This window comes from Burkholderia sp. MS455, from assembly GCF_016899445.1.
Lineage (GTDB): Bacteria > Pseudomonadota > Gammaproteobacteria > Burkholderiales > Burkholderiaceae > Burkholderia > Burkholderia pyrrocinia_C.
Genome location: NZ_CP041778.1, coordinates 1,036,922 through 1,056,773, shown reverse-complemented (window position 1 = coordinate 1,056,773; position 19,852 = coordinate 1,036,922). Strand labels below are relative to the sequence as shown.

Annotated in this window: 18 protein-coding genes; 8 read left to right on the top strand and 10 right to left on the bottom strand. The window is 68.3% G+C overall.

All coding sequences use genetic code 11. The annotated features are described in order from the left end of the window. Positions 1-76: 76 nt before the first annotated feature. On the bottom strand, positions 77-1,483 hold the full coding sequence (gene aspA, locus FPJ27_RS09395) for an aspartate ammonia-lyase (RefSeq protein ID WP_204422696.1): 1,407 nt from the start codon (positions 1,481-1,483) through the stop codon (positions 77-79). A gap of 142 nt (positions 1,484-1,625) precedes the next feature. Between aspA and FPJ27_RS09390 the strand changes: the two genes are divergently transcribed. Then, positions 1,626-2,600 (top strand): LysR family transcriptional regulator, encoded by a 975-nt coding sequence (locus FPJ27_RS09390; protein ID WP_072436898.1) that lies wholly within the window; start codon positions 1,626-1,628, stop codon positions 2,598-2,600. A gap of 117 nt (positions 2,601-2,717) precedes the next feature. Here the strand turns inward: FPJ27_RS09390 and FPJ27_RS09385 are convergent, their stop codons facing one another. From FPJ27_RS09385 to FPJ27_RS09365, 5 genes are all read right to left on the bottom strand, one after another. Next, positions 2,718-3,773, bottom strand: a complete 1,056-nt coding sequence (locus FPJ27_RS09385; protein WP_204422695.1) for an asparaginase — start codon at positions 3,771-3,773, stop codon at positions 2,718-2,720. Positions 3,774-4,064: 291 nt separating this feature from the next. Next, positions 4,065-4,388, bottom strand: coding sequence for a hypothetical protein (locus FPJ27_RS09380; RefSeq protein ID WP_204422694.1), 324 nt, complete (start codon positions 4,386-4,388; stop codon positions 4,065-4,067). A gap of 121 nt (positions 4,389-4,509) precedes the next feature. Then, on the bottom strand, positions 4,510-5,532 hold the full coding sequence (locus FPJ27_RS09375) for a DUF2891 domain-containing protein (RefSeq protein WP_204422693.1): 1,023 nt from the start codon (positions 5,530-5,532) through the stop codon (positions 4,510-4,512). 19 nt (positions 5,533-5,551) lie between these two features. Further along, on the bottom strand, positions 5,552-6,502 hold the full coding sequence (locus FPJ27_RS09370; RefSeq protein WP_072436502.1) for a DUF979 domain-containing protein: 951 nt from the start codon (positions 6,500-6,502) through the stop codon (positions 5,552-5,554). Beyond that, positions 6,499-7,188: a DUF969 domain-containing protein gene (locus FPJ27_RS09365; RefSeq protein WP_034179849.1), complete on the bottom strand. Its 690-nt coding sequence runs from the start codon at positions 7,186-7,188 to the stop codon at positions 6,499-6,501. Before FPJ27_RS09365 ends, FPJ27_RS09370 begins: the two co-directional genes overlap by 4 nt. Before the next feature lie 349 nt (positions 7,189-7,537). Between FPJ27_RS09365 and FPJ27_RS09360 the strand changes: the two genes are divergently transcribed. After that, complete coding sequence (locus FPJ27_RS09360) at positions 7,538-7,762, top strand: hypothetical protein (RefSeq protein WP_072436500.1); 225 nt, start codon at positions 7,538-7,540, stop codon at positions 7,760-7,762. Between the two features lie 61 nt (positions 7,763-7,823). Here FPJ27_RS09360 and FPJ27_RS09355 read toward each other — a convergent pair whose 3' ends face one another. After that, positions 7,824-8,252 carry a hypothetical protein gene (locus tag FPJ27_RS09355; RefSeq protein ID WP_204422692.1) on the bottom strand — a complete coding sequence of 143 codons (429 nt, stop codon included), beginning with the start codon at positions 8,250-8,252 and terminating at the stop codon, positions 7,824-7,826. A 351-nt stretch (positions 8,253-8,603) separates the two neighbouring features. On the opposite strand from FPJ27_RS09355, the gene FPJ27_RS09350 reads away from it, so the two are divergent. Beyond that, complete coding sequence (locus tag FPJ27_RS09350) at positions 8,604-9,608, top strand: chemotaxis response regulator protein-glutamate methylesterase (protein ID WP_072436498.1); 1,005 nt, start codon at positions 8,604-8,606, stop codon at positions 9,606-9,608. A 58-nt stretch (positions 9,609-9,666) separates the two neighbouring features. Further along, the gene (locus FPJ27_RS09345) at positions 9,667-10,734 is read left to right on the top strand and encodes a diguanylate cyclase (RefSeq protein WP_204422691.1); all 1,068 of its coding nucleotides are present in this window, start codon (positions 9,667-9,669) and stop codon (positions 10,732-10,734) included. Between the two features lie 22 nt (positions 10,735-10,756). Here FPJ27_RS09345 and FPJ27_RS09340 read toward each other — a convergent pair whose 3' ends face one another. Beyond that, positions 10,757-13,006, bottom strand: a complete 2,250-nt coding sequence (locus FPJ27_RS09340; protein ID WP_204422690.1) for an EAL domain-containing protein — start codon at positions 13,004-13,006, stop codon at positions 10,757-10,759. A 443-nt stretch (positions 13,007-13,449) separates the two neighbouring features. Between FPJ27_RS09340 and FPJ27_RS09335 the strand changes: the two genes are divergently transcribed. Beyond that, positions 13,450-14,172 (top strand): haloacid dehalogenase type II, encoded by a 723-nt coding sequence (locus FPJ27_RS09335; RefSeq protein ID WP_204422684.1) that lies wholly within the window; start codon positions 13,450-13,452, stop codon positions 14,170-14,172. 67 nt (positions 14,173-14,239) lie between these two features. Here FPJ27_RS09335 and FPJ27_RS09330 read toward each other — a convergent pair whose 3' ends face one another. After that, positions 14,240-15,199, bottom strand: a complete 960-nt coding sequence (locus FPJ27_RS09330) for a LysR family transcriptional regulator (RefSeq protein ID WP_204422683.1) — start codon at positions 15,197-15,199, stop codon at positions 14,240-14,242. A gap of 157 nt (positions 15,200-15,356) precedes the next feature. Here FPJ27_RS09330 and FPJ27_RS09325 point away from each other — a divergent pair, with 157 nt between their 5' ends. The 3 genes from FPJ27_RS09325 to mmsB all read left to right on the top strand — a co-directional run bounded on the left by FPJ27_RS09325 (position 15,357) and on the right by mmsB (position 19,226). After that, a complete protein-coding gene (locus FPJ27_RS09325) occupies positions 15,357-16,676 on the top strand; it encodes an MFS transporter (protein ID WP_204422682.1) in 1,320 nt (439 codons plus the stop codon). A gap of 117 nt (positions 16,677-16,793) precedes the next feature. Continuing rightward, positions 16,794-18,320: a CoA-acylating methylmalonate-semialdehyde dehydrogenase gene (locus FPJ27_RS09320; protein WP_204422681.1), complete on the top strand. Its 1,527-nt coding sequence runs from the start codon at positions 16,794-16,796 to the stop codon at positions 18,318-18,320. Between the two features lie 15 nt (positions 18,321-18,335). Next, positions 18,336-19,226 (top strand): 3-hydroxyisobutyrate dehydrogenase, encoded by an 891-nt coding sequence (gene mmsB / locus FPJ27_RS09315; protein ID WP_204422680.1) that lies wholly within the window; start codon positions 18,336-18,338, stop codon positions 19,224-19,226. Between the two features lie 131 nt (positions 19,227-19,357). Here the strand turns inward: mmsB and FPJ27_RS09310 are convergent, their stop codons facing one another. Beyond that, the gene (locus FPJ27_RS09310; RefSeq protein WP_034179862.1) at positions 19,358-19,690 is read right to left on the bottom strand and encodes a hypothetical protein; all 333 of its coding nucleotides are present in this window, start codon (positions 19,688-19,690) and stop codon (positions 19,358-19,360) included. Positions 19,691-19,852: the final 162 nt, after the last annotated feature.

The window sequence follows — 19,852 nt, the reverse complement described above, 5'->3', positions numbered from 1 at the left end:
CGCCCCGCTCCGGGGCGCTTTTTGAACGGTCGCGCGCAGGCCGCCGGCGGCAGGCGCCGGTGCCGCGCGGCCGGTGTCAAAGCACGCGCGGCCGGATCAGCGCTTCGGGTTGCAGCGCGTCGTCCAGTTGCGCTTCGGTCATCAACTGGTGATCCAGCACGACCTCGCGGATCGACTTGCCGCTCTCGTGCGCCTCGGCGGCCACGGCGGTCGCGCGCTTGTAGCCGATGTACGGGTTCAGCGCGGTTGCAAGCGCGACGGAGCGCTCCATCGTTTCGCGCAGCCGCTCGGGATTCGCGGTGATCCCGCTCACGCACCGTTGCGCGAGCGTCGTGCATGCGGCCGTCAGGTGGCTGAAGCTGCGGAACAGCGCGCTGGCGATCACGGGCTCGAATGCGTTGAGCTGAAGCTGTCCGGCCTCGGCGGCGAAGGTCACGGTCAGGTCGTTGCCGAACACCTCGAACGCGACCTGGTTGACGACTTCCGGGATCACCGGATTCACCTTGCCGGGCATGATCGACGAGCCGGCCTGCACGGGCGGCAGGTTGATCTCGCCGAACCCCGCGCGCGGGCCGCTCGACAGCAGCCGCAGGTCGTTGCAGATCTTCGACAGCTTGACGGCGATCCGCTTGAGCACGCCCGAGACCTGCACGAACGCGCCGCAATCCTGCGTCGCCTCGATCAGGTTCGGCGCGGTGCTCAGGTCGAGCCCGGTGATGCGCCGCAGCGCCGCCAGCGCCTTCTCCGCATACTGCGGATGCGCGGTGATCCCCGTGCCGATCGCGGTCGCGCCGAGATTGATCTCGCGGATCAGCCAGCCGGCTTCCTGCAAGCGCGCAATGTCTTCCGTCAGCATCACCGCGTACGTCGAGAATTCCTGGCCGAGCGTCATCGGCACCGCGTCCTGCAACTGCGTGCGGCCGAGCTTCAGCAGGCCCGCGAACGCGTCGGCCCGCTCCGCGAATGCATCGCGCAGGCGCGCCATCGCGTCGAGCAGGTGCTCGACCGCGAAGCACGTGGCGACCCGGATCGCGGTCGGATAGACGTCGTTCGTGCTCTGCGCGAGATTGACGTGCTCGTTCGGATGCAGATATTCGTACTGCCCGCGCGCGTGCCCCATGATTTCGAGCGCGCGGTTGCAGATCACCTCGTTCGCGTTCATGTTGGTCGACGTGCCGGCCCCGCCCTGGATGACGTCGACGACGAACTGGTCGTGCAGGCGCCCTTCGCGGATCTCGACGCACGCGGCGGAGATCGCATCGCGATACGGCTTCGGCAGCAACCCGAGCTCGCAGTTGGCGTCGGCCGCGGCTTCCTTCACGGCCGCGAGCGCCATCACGAGGTACGGCAGCGTCGCGATACTGCGGCCGGAAATGTCGAAATTCTCTTTGGCGCGCAGCGTGTGTACGCCGTAGTAGGCCGCATCCGGAATGCTTCGCTTACCTAAAAGATCCGCTTCGACGCGGAAGCCGCTTTCTGCCATCGTGCCCCTCCTGGGTGTCTCGTGTCGCTCGTCGTGCGCCGCTTCCCGACGCGACGGGTTCGCATTCTATGCCTTTGCAAAAACATGCTCGCCTCTGTATTATCGAAAGCGGTTTTGCGTGGGACGCAACAGCGAGAATCGGATGAAAAAAGGCATGAGAGAGACAGGCATCGATCACCTCGGCGCGATGCGCGCGTTCGTGAGAGTGGTCGAAACGGGGAGTTTTTCGGCGGTCGCGAAGGAGATGCACGTGTCGACGTCGACCGTCGCGCGCAAGGTGACGGCGATCGAGGAAACGCTCGGCGTCGCGCTGCTGCACCGTTCGACGCACAGCGTGACGCTGACCGAGGCCGGCCACATCTACCTGGAGCGCGCCATCACGCTGATCGCCGATCTCGACGACACGCTGCGTGTGGTCGCCGAGCTGAATGCACAGCCGAGCGGCCCGCTGAAGCTCACCGCGCCGGTCGCGTTCGGGCGCCGTCACCTCGCGCCGCTGATCGCGCCGTTTCTCGCGCGCTACCCGACGATCCAGCTCGACGTGCGGCTCACCGACAACCACAACGACCTCGTGGCCGGCGGCTTCGATCTCGACATTCACGAGGGCGAGAACTACCTGGACAACCTGGTCGTCCACCGGCTGTCGCGCAACGACAGCATCCTGTGCGCAGCGCCCGGCTATCTCGATCGCTACGGGCGCCCGTCGGCGCCGGACGACCTGAAGCACCACAACTGCCTGCGCTACGTGCACCCGGAAGGCGATCCGCGCTGGGATTTCGTGCACGGCGATGCGCGACACAGCGTGCTGCCGGCCGGCAATCTCGTCACCGACCATTCGGAACTGCTGCTCGAAGCGACCTGCGCGGGGCTCGGCATCGCGGAGTTCGAGATCTGGCTGGTGCGCGACCTGCTCGCGAGCGGGCAACTCGAAGCCGTGCTGCCGCGCTACCGGCTGCAGAACCGGCTGACGGGCGAATTCATCTACATCGCGTATCTGGCGAACCGGCGCAGCTCGGCGAAGCTGCGCGTGCTGAAGGATTTTCTCGCGGAACATCTCGCGCAGATCGGCGAACTGTCGGACGTCGAGCTGGCGAAGATTCGCGGCGCGCGCGCGTAGCGCCCGCGTTGGCGTTCGCGTTCGCGTCGATCAGCTAGCGGGCGGGCGCCGATGCGCACGGCCCGGTTCGCGGGCCGGCGGCATCGGTGATCGGTGCAGGGACGACGCTCAGGCAGGCTACAATTCGAACGGAAACGTGGCGTGCCCGATCTCGACGCCCTGCGTATTGAGCATCCGCGGCCGGTGGAAGCCGGCCAGTTGCGCGCGCTGCGCGGACGTACCGATCTGCAGCCGCTCGAGAATCTCGCTGACGACCATGTAGAGCACGTCGAGATTGCCGTCCTCGATCTTCACCGAGATGCCGAGCGCACCGTCGGCGCCGAGCCGCCGCGTGTTCTCCGATGCACGCACGCCGAGCCCGTAGCACGCATCGGCGCCGAGCTTGCCGACCACCTGCCCGCCGAATGCATTCATCAGCACCGTGCAATAGCGCCCGTCGCCGGCGACCAGCTCGGGATGCGCCGTCATCGCACGATGAATGCGCGCCAGCGCCCGAACGCGATCGCTGATCTCGCCGCCGCCCGCTTCCACCGTGTCCGCGCCGTCGGCCAGCGACGCGTAAAGACGAGCCAGCCGATCCAGCGAAAACGCCGGCGTCGGCAGGTTGCACCCGTCGATCGCCCAGTCGACTTCGTCGTCGCGCAAGCCGCACGCATCGGCCACGACGTGCTTCACGCGCACCTGCATCGGATGGTCGGGCAGATGGTAATCGGCCATCGCGGCGCCGATCGCCTGCGCGCCGGCCAGCATCCCGACGTGCTTGCCGGAACAGTTGCTGCACACGCCGGTTGGCGTGTAGTCGCGCTTGATCCACGACCGGTACACCGCATCGGACAACGGCGGATGGCCACCACACCGCAAATCCGATTCGTGCGCGGCGACCTTGGCGAGCATCGCCCGCGTGCGTTCGATGTGCCGGTCCTCGCTGCTGTGCGACGCGCACATCAGCGCGATGTCCGCGTCGTCGAAGCCGAACCGCTCGGGCGCGCCCGTCTCGATCACCGACAGCGCCTGGGCCGGCTTGGCCGCCGAGCGCGCCAGCGTCATCCGGCACGGATCGCCGAACCGGGCCAGCAACCTGCCGCTTGCATCCACCACCGCCACATGGGCGACGTGCGTGTTCTCGATCGCATTGCCGCGGTACGTGACGACCGCTGCGCGTTGGATGTCCATCGTGTCCTGCCTCCTCCTTGCTCGGGCCTGGCTGCCGGGGCCCGTCCAACCGGTACGGAAGTGTATCGAGTCGTCGCCGCCGCGCGCCCGCCGGGCAATGGAAAGCGGTGTTGCATGCCACGCAAAGGCAACCTCGTTGTGACAAAACCTGACCGATTCAGCACAAAATCATTCAAATTCATTTCTGTTGCGCACACCATTCCGGGACGCACGCCGATCCTGACGGCGCAGACATACGCGCGCACCTGCCCGCGCGCCGCCAGGATGATGCGGCCACACACGTCCGCACGTTCACGCGAGGTGGTAGCGCAGCCAGAAGGTCTCGCGACATGCGTTGTCGAACGTCAGCCGCGACGGGCTGATCGGCTGCGCATCGGGATGGCGGAGCACGTCGTAGTCGATCCAGCATTCGGCGCACAGCAGGTCGGACGGCGCGCGGTCCTGCTCGACCGAGCGGCGCACGATCGCGCCGTTGTCGAAACGGTATTCGGTTTCGTCGCGCACGACCTCGACATCGTCGTCGGTCCAGCGGTCGTGCGACGTCGCATGCGACACGATCGACACGGGGCCGGCGAGCCCGTGAATCGCGGCGATGTAGGAAATGAGCTTGTGCATGGCGAAGAGGCGAACTGGCGGATAGCCGCTTCGCGCGATGAATGCGGCGCGAAGCGGACCGAGCGGCGAGTATAGCCGCGCGCCGATGACCTTGCCGCCGGCGGGGTTTCGCTCTCGCGCGCTACGCTTCCAGCGCGAGCAACGCGAACGTCGCGAGCCAGTGCTCGCCCATGTAATCGCCGGCCACGTGCGCGAGCGCGCTCGCGAGATGCCGGCCGGCCGCGTCGAGCAGCTTCGCGCGCCGTTCGTCGCCTTCCGGCAGCGCGCCGGCGAGCGCCCGCTGGCACCACGCGCGGCTCAGGTTCAGCCCGTCGAGGTGCGCGATCTTGCCGTCGCTGCGGTCGCTGACCGTCGCCGGCTCGAACAGCGTCGCCGGCTCGCCGCGCGCGAGATCCGGCAAAAAGCGCGCGAACCAGCCGTCGAATTCGGCTGCCGGCAGCACGCGCCGCATCAGCTCGGCTTCCATCAGCGCGGGCGACAGGAATTCGTCGCCCGACGGCTCCCACGCCTGGCACGCGACGTCGTTCAGGTGCCAGCGCTTCGCGGTGCCGACGATCAGCGCCGCGAGCCCGTCGCGCTGCGTATCGCGCGCGAAGTCGAGCGTGAGCGCCAGCGCGAATGCGGTGTTGAAGTGCGTGCCGACGCGCAGCGGATAGGTCGCTTTCGGCAGGAAGGTCTCGAAGCGCGACACGAACAGGTCGGTGAGCGGCGCCATCGTCTTCGCCCAGCGCGCGGCCTGCGGCAGCACGCCCTTCAGCGCGAGCCGCTCGAGTTGCGCGGACAGCGCGAGCAGCCACGCCCAACCGTACGGCCGTTCGAAACCGCTGTTGTGCGGCAGCGCGAGATACGCGCGCTCGCCGGCGACATTCGCGTCGGTGAAGTGCGCGTCGACGATCGCGACGATGCGCTCGGCCTCCGGCAGCGCCGGATAGCGTTCGAGCACGCGCAGCACGAGCCAGTAGCCGTGCACGCACGAGTGCCAGTCGTAGCTGCCGTAGAAGATCGGATGCAGCGCGCGCGGCCCCTGCACGTCGTGCGGACCTTCGAGCGAATGCGTGAGCTTGTTCGGATATTCGCGGGTCAGGTGCGCGAGCGCGAGCGACGCGAATTTCGACGCGAGTTCGGGCGTGAGTCGATCGGTCATGAGAATCTCGTCCATCGAGTCAGAAGCGGAATACGAATGCATACATCAGCAGCGTGTTCACGGCCAGCAGCAGCACGGCCGTCGGCCATTGCGCCTTGATCACGCCGTTCTTGTCCTTCAGTTCGAGCAGCGCCGCCGGCACGACGTTGAAGTTCGCGGCCATCGGCGTCATCAGCGTACCGCAGAAGCCGCTCAGCATCCCGATCGCGCCGACGATCGCCGGGTTGCCGTGGAACTGGTGGACGATCAGCGGCAGGCCGATGCCGGCCGTCATCACCGGGAACGCGGCGAAGCCGTTGCCCATGATCATCGTGAACAGCGCCATGCCGACCGTGTAGGCCGCGACCACCGCGAACGGCGAATCGATCGGCACCCAGTCCTTCACGAGCCCCGACACCACGCCGCCGACACCGGCGAGCGCGAACAGCGCGCCGAGCGCCGCGAGCATCTGCGGCAGGATCGCGGCCCAGCCGACCGCGTCCATCGTGTGGCGCGCTTCCTTCAGCGCATGGACGGGCGAATCGCGCAGCATCGCGAGCGCGACGACGAACGCGACGATCGTGCCGAGCACGAGCGAGATCAGCGTCACGCTCTTCGGGTCGACGAACGGCACGCGCTTCAGCGCGAACGTGCCGATCAGCGTGACCACCGGAATCAGCAGCGCGGGCAGGAACAGCCGGTTGCCGAAGCGCTGCGCGAGCGACTCGCGCCGCACGGCCGCCGCTTCGCCGGCTTCGTCCGACTTGCCGCGCCCGAGCTTGCCCGAGCCGGCGATCACCGCGAGCCCGATCGCGAGGCAGCCCGTCACGAAATGCGGCAGCAGCGCGCCGAACAGGAACGTGACCGCGTAGATCGCCCAGAACGCGAAATTGACGACGCGCCGCGGGTTCGTGCGGTCCGTCAGGTTGAAGCACGCGAACGCGGCGAACATCAGCCCCGCGAGCGTGTACAGCGATTCGAGGCCGATCATCGCGCGCCCTCCTGCGCCAGCAAGCCGCAGCCGCGCGCGAGCCGGCGGTCGAGCAGCGCGAGGCGCGTACAGTGGATCAGCAGCGCGGCGATCGCGGTCGGGATCGCCCATACCGACAGATGCAGCGGCTCGACGACGATCCCGTTCTGTTCGAGAAAGCCCTTGATCAGCAGGATCGACTGGATCGCGATGAAGATGTCCTCGCCGAAGAACACGGCGATGTTGTCGACGCCCGACGCATGCGCGCGGATCTGCTGGCGCACCGACTCGGGCAGTTCGCCGTGCCGGTCGACGGCGGCGGCCTCGGCCATCGGCGCGATCAGCGGCCGCACCATCTGCGCATGGCCGCCGAGCGACGTGAGGCCGAGCGCGGCCGTCGCCTGGCGCAGCACGAAGTACAGCATCAGCACGCGACCCGTGGTGGCCGCTTGCACGCGCGAGATCATCCGCTTCGCCTGCTCCTTGAGCCCGTTGCGCTCGAGCAGCGCGATCACCGGCAGCGTCAGCCAGATGAGGCCCATGTAGCGGTTTTCGGTGAACGCCTTGCCGAACGCGCTGACGATGTCGACGAGATTCAGCCCGCCCGCCAGCCCCGTCGCGAGCCCCGCGATCGTGACCACCAGCAGCGCATTGAAGCGCAGCGCGAAACCGATCACGACGATCGGCACCCCAATCAGCACCAGCATTGCTCCTCCTTGCCTTGTGTTGGACGCGCGGCGCCTTTGCAGCGGCCGCCTGCACGGTTTGGACCGGGCTCTGACCGCGAAATCTAACACGAGACTTTATCGATAAAAAGTCGACGATTTGCCGGTTCGGGTAAACGTTGAAGCATGCGGACACCGTGCACGGGCCATGTGTCGGCGGTGTTTCATCGGAGGAATCGATCGTCGGTCGGGCGGCGCGGCCGCACGCGTTGCGGCATGCGCTTCCCCGCATTCGCGCGGCCGGCGGCGGCCGGCACGGGCCGCCGCGCGTGGCGGAGCCCCGGTGCGCCGACTAAACTGGAAAGCATCTGCAACGTACGGGAGAGCCGCCATGATTGACGTATTCCAGACCATCGGCAGCCGCGCGTTCTCCGCTCATCTGGCGAAGGACGGGATGGTCACGCTGATGGAACAGCGCAATGAAGTCGACCGCGTGACGCTCGCGACCGCCTATGCCGCGCTCGTCGAGGAGGCCGAGCAGGAATCCGACCTGCTCGACGCGACGGTCGAAGGGATGATGCGCGCGCTGATCCAGGGGTACGCGCGCAGCCATTGACGGCGCGGCCGCGCATCCGGTACGCGGCCGGGTGCCCGGTTGCGACCGGCTATGCGACCGGCTATGCGGCCGGCGTGCCGGCGCCCGCGCCGAACCACCGGCCCGCGCGCAGTTGCCCGTGGTCGGCCCGCGTGAAGATCCTCAGCAGGTTCGATACGGCGCCGTTGCTGCCGCGGTCGAGCTGTGTCAGGAACGCTTCGACCTCGTCGCGGCCGGCAAACAGGATCGTGCTGAAGTAGCGTTCGCGCTCGGCGTCGGACAGGTTAGTCGCGCGCAACTGGTACGGATGATGAAGCGCCGCGAACAGGAAGTAGTAGCGCTCGGCGTCGTCGCGCAGCACGCGAACCGCGTCGGGCCCGACCGGAAACTCGCGGTAGAACGACGCGTGCCCGCTCTCGATGTCGATCCGGTACAGCAACCGGCCGTCGCGTTCGATCACGACCGGCGCGTATGGGTCGCGGCTGACGAGCGTGGTGTCGGGCGCAGCCATCCGGTTCTCCTCGTTCTTCGTGTCGAAGCCGGCACGGTAACATGCGTCCTTCGGCGGCCTGCCGTGCCGAGATCGCATGGCCCCGGCATGCACGACTGCGCCGGCCCGGTTCCGTTACCGGCCGGAAGCGCCGCACCGTCATCGTCATAGAGGAAACGTACTGGAACAGCGCCATGCGCAAATTTTTCGATTGCCGCCGCCCGCGCCGCATGACAGCATTCGGGGCGTCGCCAACCGAAAAAGAATGCCGCGCCGCCGGCCACCGATGCCGCCCGGCGGCGCCGAACAGGCAGCCCCTTCCATGAACCCGGCCCATATCCAACATTACGAACCGACCGGAGAATTCCGCTTGTGAACATCGGCATCGTCAACGACCTCCCGCTTGCCGTCGAGGCGATGCGCCGCGCGATCGCGCGTCGGCCCGAGCACCGCGTGCTGTGGGTCGCGACCGACGGCGCGCAGGCCGTCGAACTGTGCGCCGCGCAGCCGCCCGACGTCGTGCTGATGGACCTGATCATGCCGAAATTCGACGGGATCGAAGCGACACGGCGGATCATGCGATCCGAACGACCGTGCGCAATCCTGATCGTGACGAGCTGCATCGGCGCGAACGCGTGGCGCGTGTACGAAGCGATGGGCGCCGGTGCGCTCGACGCGGTCGACACGCCGCGGCTCGGCGATGGCGCGGCCGGCGATACGACCAGGTTACTGCTTGCGAAGATCGACCAGATCGGCCGCCTGCTCGATGCGCCCGGCGGCACGCGCATTGCCGGCACGGCCACCCGCGCCGGCGGCGGCCCGCTGGTCGCGATCGGCGCATCGGCCGGCGGCCCCGGCGCGCTCGCGTCGATCCTCGGCGCCCTGCCGGCCGATTTCAGCGCGCCGATCGTGATCGTGCAGCACGTCGACCGCGCATTCGCCGAAGGCATGGCGCAATGGCTCGACGGCCAGACGCCGCTCGCCGTGCGCGTCGCGCGCGAAGGCGACCGCCCGCAGCCTGGCGTCGCGCTGCTCGCCGCGACCGACGATCACCTGCGGATCACGCGCGCCGGCACGCTCGAATACACGCGCGAGCCGGCCGCCACGCCGTATCGGCCGTCGGTCGACGTGTTCTTCAACAGCCTGACCGAGCACTGGCCCGGCCGCGTGATCGGCGTGCTGCTCACCGGGATGGGGCGCGACGGCGCGATCGGCCTGAAGGCGCTGCGGATGAAGGGCTACCATACGATCGCGCAGGACGAGGCGACGAGCGCCGTGTACGGCATGCCGAAGGCGGCCGCGGCGCTCGGCGCGGCGCGCGCGATCCTGCCGCTCGGCCGCATCGCGGGCGAGCTGGCGGCGCTCGCGCGAATCTGATCCCGACGATGAACACGCGCAACACCCATGCCTGCCCTTGCAACAACCCGCATCGATCATGACTAGCGACCTGACTCGCCCGCCGGGCGGCCCGCATACGCCGCCCGTCGACGTGCCGGCGATGGTGCTGCTGGTCGACGATCAAACGATCGTCGCGGAAGCCGTGCGACGCGCGCTCGTCGACGAGGAAGGCATCGACTTCCACTACTGCCCGCGCTCGGACGACGCGATGACCACCGCAATCGAGACGCGGCCGACCGTGATCCTGCAGGACCTCGTGATGCCCGGCACCGACGGGCTGAGCCTCGTGAAGACGTACCGCGCGAATCCGGCGACGCGCGACGTGCCGATCATCGTGCTGTCGACGCAGGAAGAGCCGGTGATCAAGAGCGCCGCGTTCGCGGCCGGCGCGAACGACTACCTCGTGAAGCTGCCCGATCGCATCGAGCTCGTCGCGCGCATCCGCTACCACTCGCGCTCGTACATGAACCTGCTGCAGCGCGACGAAGCCTATCGCGCGCTGCGGCAATCGCAGCAGCAGCTGCTCGAGGCCAATCTCGAACTGCGGCGCCTCACGCACTCGGACGGGCTGACCGGGCTGTCCAACCGCCGCTATCTCGACGAATACCTGGCCGCCGAATGGCGGCGCGGCACGCGCGAGCGCAGCGAGCTGTCGCTGCTGATGATCGACGTCGACAATTTCAAGCTGTACAACGACACGTACGGGCACGTGTCGGGCGACAGCGTGCTCAAGCAGATCGCGTCGACCATCGAGCGCTGTCTCGGGCAGTCGGGCGATCTCGCCGCGCGCTTCGGCGGCGAGGAATTCGCGGTCGTGATGCCGGCCACGTCGCCGGGCGCCGCACGGCTGCTCGGCGAGAAGATCCGTCTGGCGGTCGAGGCGCTGCGGCTGCGGCACGCGCATTCGTCGACGGGCAACACCGTGACGATCAGCATCGGCGGCGCGAGCATCGTGCCGGCGCCCGGCCTGCCGACGACCGTGCTGATCGAGGCCGCCGACCGCGCGCTGTACCGTGCGAAGCACGAAGGCAAGAACCGCGTCGAGATCGATGTGTCGGCACCGCCGCCAGGCGCCGGCGGTTTCGGCGCGCCGCGCGACGACTGAGCCCGCACCCCGCACTCCGCGCTCACGCGGCGCCGAGCCGGCGCGCGTAGTCGTTCGCGTCGAGCGGCCGGCTGAACAGGTAGCCCTGCTGCATGTCGCAGCCGATCTGCTGCAGGAACCTCGATTGCGCCTGCGTCTCGACGCCTTCGGCCGTGACCTTCATCCCGAGCGAATGCGCCATCGCGACCACCGCCTGCGTGATCGCGACCGAGTCGTGATGATCGGGCACGCCCGACACGAACGAACGGTCGACCTTCAGGTTGTGCAGCGGAAAGCGCTTCAGGTACGCGAGCGACGAATAACCTGTGCCGAAATCGTCGACCGAGATTCGCACGTTCATGTCCGTGAGCGCCTCGAGCATCGGCAGCACGGTGTCCGTGTCGTTCATCAGCAGTCCTTCCGTGATCTCGAGCTCGAGCGCGGACGGATCGAGCCGCGTTTGCGCGAGACAGCGGCCGACCGATTCGACGAGCCCTTCGTGGAACTGCCGCGGCGACAGGTTCACGGCCAGCATCAGGTCCGGCGCGATCGTACGGCGCCATTCGGCCATCTGCCGGCACGCGGTTTCGAGCACCCACTGGCCGATCGCGACGATCAGCCCCGTATCTTCGGCGACCGGGATGAATTCCGCCGGCGACATCGGCCCGAGTTCCGGGCTCGTCCAGCGCAGCAGCGCCTCGGCGCCGACCGTGCGGCCGCTGCGCGCATCGACGACGGGCTGATACGCGAGCCGCAGCATGTCCGACGCGAGCGCGCGCCGCAGCGACTGCTCGATCGCGAAGCGGCGCTGCAGCCGCAGGTTGAGCTGCGCGGTGAAGAACGTGAAGTGGTTGCGGCCGTGCTGCTTCGCGTCGTACATCGCCGAATCGGCATTGCGCATCAGCGTGACGGCGTCGTCGCCGTCGCGCGGCGCGACGCTGATCCCGATCGACACGCCGAGCCAGTACTCGTTGTTCGCGATCGCGAACGGCTTCGCGATCGCGTCGATCACCTCGCGCGCGAGCACCGCGAGACGGTCAGGATCGTCGCAGTCCTCGACGAGGATCACGAACTCGTCGCCGCCGACGCGCGTGAGCGCGTGCCGGCCGCCCGCGCAGGCCTCGAGCCGCGCCGCGACGCTGCGCAGCAGCGCGTCGCCCGCGTCGTGACCGGCCGTGTCGTTGACCTTCTTGAAGCCGACGAGATCGATGAACAGGATCGCGACGCGCGCGGGCCCGGCCGCCGCATCGCGCTCGCCGAACAGTTCGCGCATGCGGTCGCCGAGCCAGCGGCGGTTGTAGAGGCCCGTCAGCGCATCGCGCGTCGCCATGTAGCGCAACTGCTGCTGCGCTTCGCGCACCGGGCCGATGTCGTTGAACGACACGAGCACCGAGTCGGCCTGCGTCTCGCCCGGCTTCACGATCGGCACCGCGTTGCCGCGCACCCAGATGACGTCGCCGTCCGCGAGGCCGAAGCCGACCGTGTAGCCGAGCAGCGGCGTGGCCGTCACGAGCGCGAGCCGGCTCGGCCAGTCGTCCGGCGCGATCAACGTGCCGTCCTCGCGCAGCTTGCGCAGGATCACCGTCGACAACCGGCGGCCGACGAGGTCGCCCTTCACGCGCATCATCCGGTTCGCGCTCGGGTTGCTCGCGACCACGACGCCGTCGCGCGACACGACGAGGATTCCTTCGTTCAGGCTGTTGACGACGAGCCGGTGATGTTCCTCGCTGCGCGCGAGCTGCCGCACCATCCGGTCCTGGTGAACCGCGAGGCCGACGCTGTTGCCGATATCGCGCAACAGTGCGGCTTCCTCGTCGCTCGGCCGGCGCGGCGTGCGGTGATAGACGGCGAACGCGCCGAGCACCGCGCCGGCCTCGTCGAGGAACGGCACCGACCAGCACGCGCGCAGGCCCAGCGGCAACGCGACGGAACGGTAGTCGGCCCACAGCGGATCGGTTTCGATGTCCTCGACGGCGATCATCCGGCGTTCGTACATCGCCGTGCCGCATGAGCCCGCGGCGGGCCCGATCGACGCGCCGTCGATCGCGGCGCTGTACTGCGCGGGCAACGACGGCGCCGCGCCGACACGCACGTGCACGCCGTCCGTATCGAGCAGCAGGATCGTGCACGATGCGCCGTCGCCGAGCAAAGTCTCGGCGCGCCGGCAGACTTCGATCAACAGTTCCGGCAGCGGTGTGTTGCGCGTGATCAGCCTCAGCACGCTTTGCTCGGACGCGAGCACTTCCGCCGCGAGGCCGAGGCTGTAACGAGAACTTTGCGGTTCGGTATTCAAGTCGAATCCTGCCGTCTGTCCGACCGGGGCAGATGCGCCCGATTCGTTATCGATCCTTCGTGCCGTTTTTCGCTCCGGGTTTACGCCGAGCCCGGTGCGCCCCGTTTGCGCGTCGAGCCAGCGCGCGCCGAAATGTATTTAACACCAATCCGTGACACCCCGCGCGTCCGAGCGCATCAGGGCTTACGCGCGGTTGCCGCGCCGCCCGTCAATCCTTCCGGATGCGTTCGGCCAGGAAGTCGATCAGCAGGCATACGCGCGACCACCGGTGTTTTCCGGCCGGCGGCCGCGCCCTTGCCCCCGTTCCGGCAGCCCCCGGAAGCCATCGCGGCCCGGCCAAGCCGCGTTTTCGTATCCGTGATTCAATGTCGATCGAACCGGCGTCGCGCATTCCGGCGGCACGGCGATGTGTGTCCTCATCGAACGACCTTCACTGGATCACCATGACGAACCCTGCCGAAATCAAGGCGCTCGTTTTCGATGTCTTCGGAACGATCGTCGACTGGAGAAGCGGCGTCGCACGCGGCGCCGCCGCCTTTCTGGAACGCCACGCGCCGGCGCTCGACCCGTTCGCGTTCGCCGATGCGTGGCGCGCCGAATATTCGCCGTCGATGGAAGAAATCCGCAGCGGGCGCCGCCGCTACGTGCGGCTCGACGTGCTGCATCGCGAGAACCTCGTGCGCACGCTCGACCGCTACGGGATCGTCGACGTGCCCGACGCGGACATCGACGCGCTCAACCTCGCGTGGCACAGCCTCGACCCGTGGCCCGACGCCGTCGCCGCGCTGCACCGGCTGAAGCGGCGCTTCATCATCGCGCCGCTGTCGAACGGCAACATCCGGCTGATGGTCGACGTCGCGAAACGCGCGGGGCTGCCGTGGGACGCGATCCTCGGCGCGGAGGTCGTCCGCGCGTACAAGCCGTCGCCGCAGGTGTACAGCGACACGGTCGAGATTCTCGGCGTCGCGCCGGCCGAGCTGTGCCTGGTCGCGGCGCACAACGGCGATCTCGCCGCCGCGCGCCGGCAGGGGCTGTCGACCGCGTTCGTGCTGCGCCCGACCGAACACGGGCCCGGCCAGACGACCGACCTGGAAGCCGACGAAGCATGGGACTTCGACGTCAGGGACCTGAACGAACTCGCTGACCGGCTCGGCTGCCCGGGTTGAATGCCGGCTGCGCGGTTCGCCCCTTCGCCGCCAGCACCAGGCGAATCGCCGTCGCTTCGGTCACCCGCTATTCCGGCTCGCCGACGAATTTCAACGTCCCTGACGCCCCCATCAGCAATTCCCGGTTCGCCTCCGCCGCCGCACGCAGGTAATCCCACAGCGCGGTCACGCGCCGCAGCTTGCGCAAGTCCTCGCGGCAGGTCAGCCAGAAGCACCGCGTGACGACCACGTCGTCCGGCAGCACCGGCACCAGCGCCGGCTGCGTGGCCGCCATGAAGCACGGCAGGATCGCGAGCCCGCCGCCCTGCTGCGCCGCGAAATATTGCGCGATCACGCTCGTCGTGCGCAGCCCGGCCGTCGCGCCCGGCACGGCGCGGTCCAGGTACAGCAGCTCGCTGCTGAACGCGAGATCGTCGACATAGCTGATGAACGCGTGCCGCGCGAGATCGTCCGTGCACGTGATCGGCGCATGGTTCGCGAGATAGTCGCGCGTCGCGTAGAGCCGCAACTGGTAGTCGCACAGCTTCGTGAACACGTAAGGCCCGCGCTCGGGCCGCTCGAGCGTGATCGCCAGGTCGGCCTCGCGCTTCGGCAGGTTGACGAAATGCGGGACCGGCAGCAGATCGACCGTCACGTGCGGATGCGCGGCGCGAAACTGCGCGAGCTGCGGCGCCAGGAAAAAACAGCCGAACCCCTCGGTCGACCCGATCCGCACGTGGCCCGACAGCGCCTCGCCGGTATTCGCGACCTGGTCGCACGCGGACTGCACGGTCGTCTCCATCGCGTCCGCATACGCGACGAGCCGCTGCCCTTCGGCCGTCAGCGTGAAGCCGCCGGAGCGCGACTTGTCGAACAGCAGCGTGCCCATCGCGGCCTCGAGCGCGCGAACGCGCCGCGCGACGGTCGTGTAGTCGACCCCGAGCCGCTTCGCGGCGCCGCTCGCGCGCTGCGTGCGCGCGACTTCGAGGAAGAAGCGCAGGTCGTCCCAGTTCAGGTTGCCGGAAACCGGCTCGGTGGCATGTCGCATCGGCGTGGAAAAAAGGGCTGGAGTCTCCGGGCCGGCCGTCGATATGCAGAAATGCATATCCAACCGGTTTCTTTATCGGTACATCATGAATCTGCGCATAACTATACTCGACCGTGACCTGCGGACCATGAGCCGCGGCAACCACCACGGAGACACCATGCAGACCCGATCCACCCTCGATGAGCATGCGACAGTCGCGACGCCGGCTCCCGCCCGCACCGCGAAGCACTACCTGCTGGCCGGCTGGGCCAGCATGGCCGGCACGACGATCGAGTGGTACGACTTCTTCCTCTACGGCACGGCCGCCGCGCTCGTGTTCAACCGCATCTTCTTCCCGTCGCTGGACCCCGTCGTCGGCACGCTCGCCGCGTTCGGTACGTTCGCGGTCGGCTTCATCGGCCGGCCGATGGGCGGCATCGTGTTCGGCCACTTCGGCGACCGGGTCGGCCGCAAGTCGATGCTGATGATCACGCTGCTGCTGATGGGCGTGCCGAGCATGATCATCGGGCTGATCCCGTCATACGACAGCATCGGCTACTGGGCGGCCGCGCTGCTGATCGCGATGCGCTTCCTGCAGGGGATGGCCGTCGGCGGCGAATGGGGCGGCGCGGTGCTGATGGCCGTCGAACACGCGCCGAAGGGCCGCAAGGGGCTATTCGGCAGCCTGCCGCAGACGGGTGTCGGGCTCGGCCTGATCCTGTCGTCGCTCGCGATGGCCGCGGTGGCCGCGCTGCCGGAAGCCGACATGCTGTCGTGGGGCTGGCGCGTGCCGTTCCTCGCGAGCATCGCGCTCGTCGGCCTCGGCTGGTTCATCCGCGCGAAGGTGCCCGAGTCGCCCGACTTCGAGAAGATGCAGCGCCAGGGCAAGGCCGAGAAGTCGCCGGTGACGGCCGCGCTGCGCCGCCATCCGCGCGAGGTGCTGACGATCGTCGGCGCGCGCGCCGCCGAGAACACGTGGTTCTACATGGTCGTCACGTTCGCGCTCGCATACGCGACGCAGCAGCTTCACCTGCCGAAGGCCGAGATGCTGCACGCGATCACGGCCGGCGCCGTGCTGTCGCTCGTCACGATGCCGCTGTGCGGCCACCTGAGCGACCGCATCGGCCAGCGCCGGATGTTCGCGATCGGCCTCGTGCTGATGTGCGCGTTCGCCGCGCCGTTCTTCATGATGCTCGGCACGCAGCAGACGTCGTACGCATGGTGGGCGATCGTGCTCGGCCTCGGCGTCGTGTTCCCGATCCTCTATGCGCCGGAATCGCTGCTGTTCGCGCAGCAGTTCCCGGCGGAAATCCGCTACAGCGGCATCTCGCTGTCGGTGCAGCTCGCCGGCGTGATCGGCGGCGGCTTCGCGCCGATGATCGCGACGTCGCTGCTGAAGGCCGGCGGCGGCCAGCCGCATTACGTGATCGCGTACCTCGTCGGCTTCGGCATGTTCGCGCTCGTGTGTACCGCACTGATGCGGCCGCCGCGCGCCTGAGCACGCCGGCCGGCATCCGTCCGAACCCAGTTCGCCCTGCTGTCCGCCGCGCCTGCACGTGCGGCGGATACAGCCCCCCTTTCTCATCGCAACACCGCTTCCTTCCCGGAGAGTTCCATGAACGCCGCAGTTCCCCAGACCACCCTCGCCCTGCCCACCGCCAAGCTGCTGATCGACGGCGCGTTCGTCGAATCGCAAAGCGCCGAATGGGGCGACATCGTCAACCCCGCGACGCAGGAAACGATCGGCCGCGTGCCGTATGCGACGCTCGACGAGGTCGACGCCGCGATCGCGTCCGCGCAGCGCGCATTCCAGACGTGGAAGACGACGCCGATCGGCGCCCGGCTGCGCATCATGCTGAAGTTCCAGGATCTCGTGCGCCGCAATCTCGAACGGATCGCGCACACGCTGACGGCCGAGCAAGGCAAGACGCTGCCCGACGCGCAGGGCGACATCTTCCGCGGCCTCGAAGTGGTCGAGCACGCGTGCTCGATCGGCACGCTGCAGCAAGGCGAATTCGCGGAGAACGTCGCGGGCGGCGTCGATACCTACACGCTGCGCCAGCCGATCGGCGTGTGTGCGGGCATCACGCCGTTCAACTTTCCCGGGATGATCCCGCTGTGGATGTTCCCGATGGCGATCGTGTGCGGCAACACGTTCGTGCTGAAGCCGTCGGAGCAGGACCCGCTGTCGACGATGCAGCTCGTCGAACTCGCGATCGAGGCCGGCATGCCCAAAGGTGTACTGAACGTCGTGCACGGCGGCAAGACCGCGGTCGACCGCCTGTGCACGCATCCGGACATCAAGGCGATCTCGTTCGTCGGCTCGACGCGCGTCGGCACGCACGTGTACAACCTCGGCAGCCAGCACGGCAAGCGCGTGCAGTCGATGATGGGCGCGAAGAACCACGCGGTCGTGCTGCCCGACGCGCACCGCGAGCAGACGATCAACGCGCTCGTCGGCGCGGGCTTCGGCGCGGCCGGCCAGCGCTGCATGGCGACGTCGGTCGTCGTGCTCGTCGGCCAGGCGCGCGACTGGCTGCCCGAGCTCGTCGAGAAGGCGAAGCTTCTGAAGGTGAATGCGGGCGCGGAAGCCGGCACCGACGTCGGCCCGGTTGTGTCGAAGGCCGCGAAGGAACGCATCCTGTCGCTGATCGACGAAGGCGTGAAGGCGGGCGCGAAGCTCGAACTCGACGGCCGCAACGTGAAGGTGCCCGGCTACGAGCGCGGCAACTTCGTCGGCCCGACGATCTTCTCGGGCGTGACGACCGACATGTCGATCTATACGGAAGAAATCTTCGGGCCGGTGGTGGTCGTGCTCGAAGCCGACACGCTCGACGAAGCGATCGCGCTCGTCAACCGCAACCCGATGGGCAACGGCGTCGGGCTGTTCACGCAGAGCGGCGCGGCCGCGCGCAAGTTCCAGAGCGAGATCGACATCGGCCAGGTCGGCATCAACATCCCGATTCCGGTGCCGGTGCCCTACTTCAGCTTCACGGGCTCGCGCGGCTCGAAGCTCGGCGATCTCGGCCCGTACGGCAAGCAGGTCGTGCAGTTCTACACGCAGACGAAGACGGTCACCGCGCGCTGGTTCGACGACGATGCGACGGCCGGCGGCGTGAACACGACGATCGCGCTGCGTTGATTGAGGGACTCGCACATGGAAATCGCATTCATCGGGCTCGGCAACATGGGCGGCCCCATGGCCGCCAACCTGCTCAAGGCCGGCCACGCGCTGACGGTGTTCGACCTCGACGCGAACGCGGTCGACGCCGCGGTGCGCGCGGGCGCAACGGCGGCCGGCTCGCCGCGCGACGCGGCCGCGCGCGGGGCGGTCGTGATCACGATGCTGCCGGCCGCGCAGCACGTGCGCGCCGTCTACCTCGGCGACGACGGCGTGCTGGCCGGCGCGCGCGCGGGCACGACGCTGGTCGACTGCAGCACGATCGACCCCGCCACCGTGCGCGCGGTGGCGGAAGCCGCCGCGCAGCGCGACTTCCCGCTCGCCGACGCGCCCGTGTCGGGCGGCACCGGCGGCGCGCAGGCCGGCACGCTGACCTTCATGGTCGGCGCGGACGCCGCGCTGTTCGAGCGCATCCGCCCCGTGCTGCTCGACATGGGCAGGAACGTCGTGCATTGCGGCGGCACGGGCACCGGGCAGATCGCAAAGATCTGCAACAACCTGCTGCTCGGGATCTCGATGATGGGCGTGTCGGAAGCGATGGCGCTCGGTGCCGCGCTCGGCATCGAGCCGGCCGTGCTGGCCGGCATCATCAACACGTCGACAGGCCGCTGCTGGAGCTCGGACACATACAACCCGTATCCGGGCGTGAACGACACGGCGCCGGCCGCGCGCGGTTATGCGGGCGGTTTCGCGGCGAACCTGATGCTGAAGGATCTCGGGCTCGCGACCGAAGCCGCACGAAGCGCGCACCAGCCGGTATGGATGGGCGCGCTCGCGCAGCAGCTTTATCAGTCGATGAGCCAGCAAGGGCTCGGCACGCTCGACTTCTCCGCGTGCGTGAAGCTGTACGAGGCGCAGCCGGCGTAGCCTGCGCAGGTTACGCCGGACGTGCGCCGACCCGCGATGCGCTTGCGCGTATCGCGGGTCAGATTGCATGCGGGGAAGGAAAACGCAGGTGCCGCTTCCGGCGGCGGTCGCGCGGCAACGCCGCGCGTCGCTCAACCGCGCGGGTTCGATGCCGTCTCGAAGGTCGGATGGCACTCGAACGCGAGTTCGGAGCGTGCATCGACGCGGCGGCCACCGGTCAGCGATTCCTGCTTCATGCTCGCGCGCATCCCGCGCTGCGTGCAGTAGTTGGTGGCTTCGTTGACGGCCTTCTCATGGGCGTCGGCCCACGTCGTCGACACGCCGACCGTGCGCGTCGTCACGGTGAATACGTTCGGGTTCGACGTCGCGGTCACGTCGGAAGCGGTTGAACACGCGGCAAGCAAGCATGCGGCAGCCGCGACGGTCAACCATCGCAGGGTTCGAAAAGAAACTGACATGGACATGAGGGCAGGCACACGTCGGCCCGACGTGCATTGAACGACATAGGCGACAGTATGCCCGTCCGATCGCCGGAGATCATGCCCTTTTCAGTGAACACATTGTTTCGAATGGTTAAACGATCGCAAGTGCAGGCAAGATTTACAGCCCGGCACCGCGCCCGTTTT

Excerpts from the sequence above, each read along its gene's own strand:
- aspA (WP_204422696.1), bottom strand. The coding sequence starts at position 1,483 with ATGGCAGAAAGCGGCTTCCGCGTCGAAGCGGATCTTTTAGGTAAGCGA.
- FPJ27_RS09390 (WP_072436898.1), top strand. The coding sequence starts at position 1,626 with ATGAAAAAAGGCATGAGAGAGACAGGCATCGATCACCTCGGCGCGATG.
- FPJ27_RS09385 (WP_204422695.1), bottom strand. The coding sequence starts at position 3,773 with ATGGACATCCAACGCGCAGCGGTCGTCACGTACCGCGGCAATGCGATC.
- FPJ27_RS09380 (WP_204422694.1), bottom strand. The coding sequence starts at position 4,388 with ATGCACAAGCTCATTTCCTACATCGCCGCGATTCACGGGCTCGCCGGC.
- FPJ27_RS09375 (WP_204422693.1), bottom strand. The coding sequence starts at position 5,532 with ATGACCGATCGACTCACGCCCGAACTCGCGTCGAAATTCGCGTCGCTC.
- FPJ27_RS09370 (WP_072436502.1), bottom strand. The coding sequence starts at position 6,502 with ATGATCGGCCTCGAATCGCTGTACACGCTCGCGGGGCTGATGTTCGCC.
- FPJ27_RS09365 (WP_034179849.1), bottom strand. The coding sequence starts at position 7,188 with ATGCTGGTGCTGATTGGGGTGCCGATCGTCGTGATCGGTTTCGCGCTG.
- FPJ27_RS09360 (WP_072436500.1), top strand. The coding sequence starts at position 7,538 with ATGATTGACGTATTCCAGACCATCGGCAGCCGCGCGTTCTCCGCTCAT.
- FPJ27_RS09355 (WP_204422692.1), bottom strand. The coding sequence starts at position 8,252 with ATGGCTGCGCCCGACACCACGCTCGTCAGCCGCGACCCATACGCGCCG.
- FPJ27_RS09345 (WP_204422691.1), top strand. The coding sequence starts at position 9,667 with ATGACTAGCGACCTGACTCGCCCGCCGGGCGGCCCGCATACGCCGCCC.
- FPJ27_RS09335 (WP_204422684.1), top strand. The coding sequence starts at position 13,450 with ATGACGAACCCTGCCGAAATCAAGGCGCTCGTTTTCGATGTCTTCGGA.
- FPJ27_RS09330 (WP_204422683.1), bottom strand. The coding sequence starts at position 15,199 with ATGCGACATGCCACCGAGCCGGTTTCCGGCAACCTGAACTGGGACGAC.
- FPJ27_RS09325 (WP_204422682.1), top strand. The coding sequence starts at position 15,357 with ATGCAGACCCGATCCACCCTCGATGAGCATGCGACAGTCGCGACGCCG.
- FPJ27_RS09320 (WP_204422681.1), top strand. The coding sequence starts at position 16,794 with ATGAACGCCGCAGTTCCCCAGACCACCCTCGCCCTGCCCACCGCCAAG.
- mmsB (WP_204422680.1), top strand. The coding sequence starts at position 18,336 with ATGGAAATCGCATTCATCGGGCTCGGCAACATGGGCGGCCCCATGGCC.
- FPJ27_RS09310 (WP_034179862.1), bottom strand. The coding sequence starts at position 19,690 with ATGTCCATGTCAGTTTCTTTTCGAACCCTGCGATGGTTGACCGTCGCG.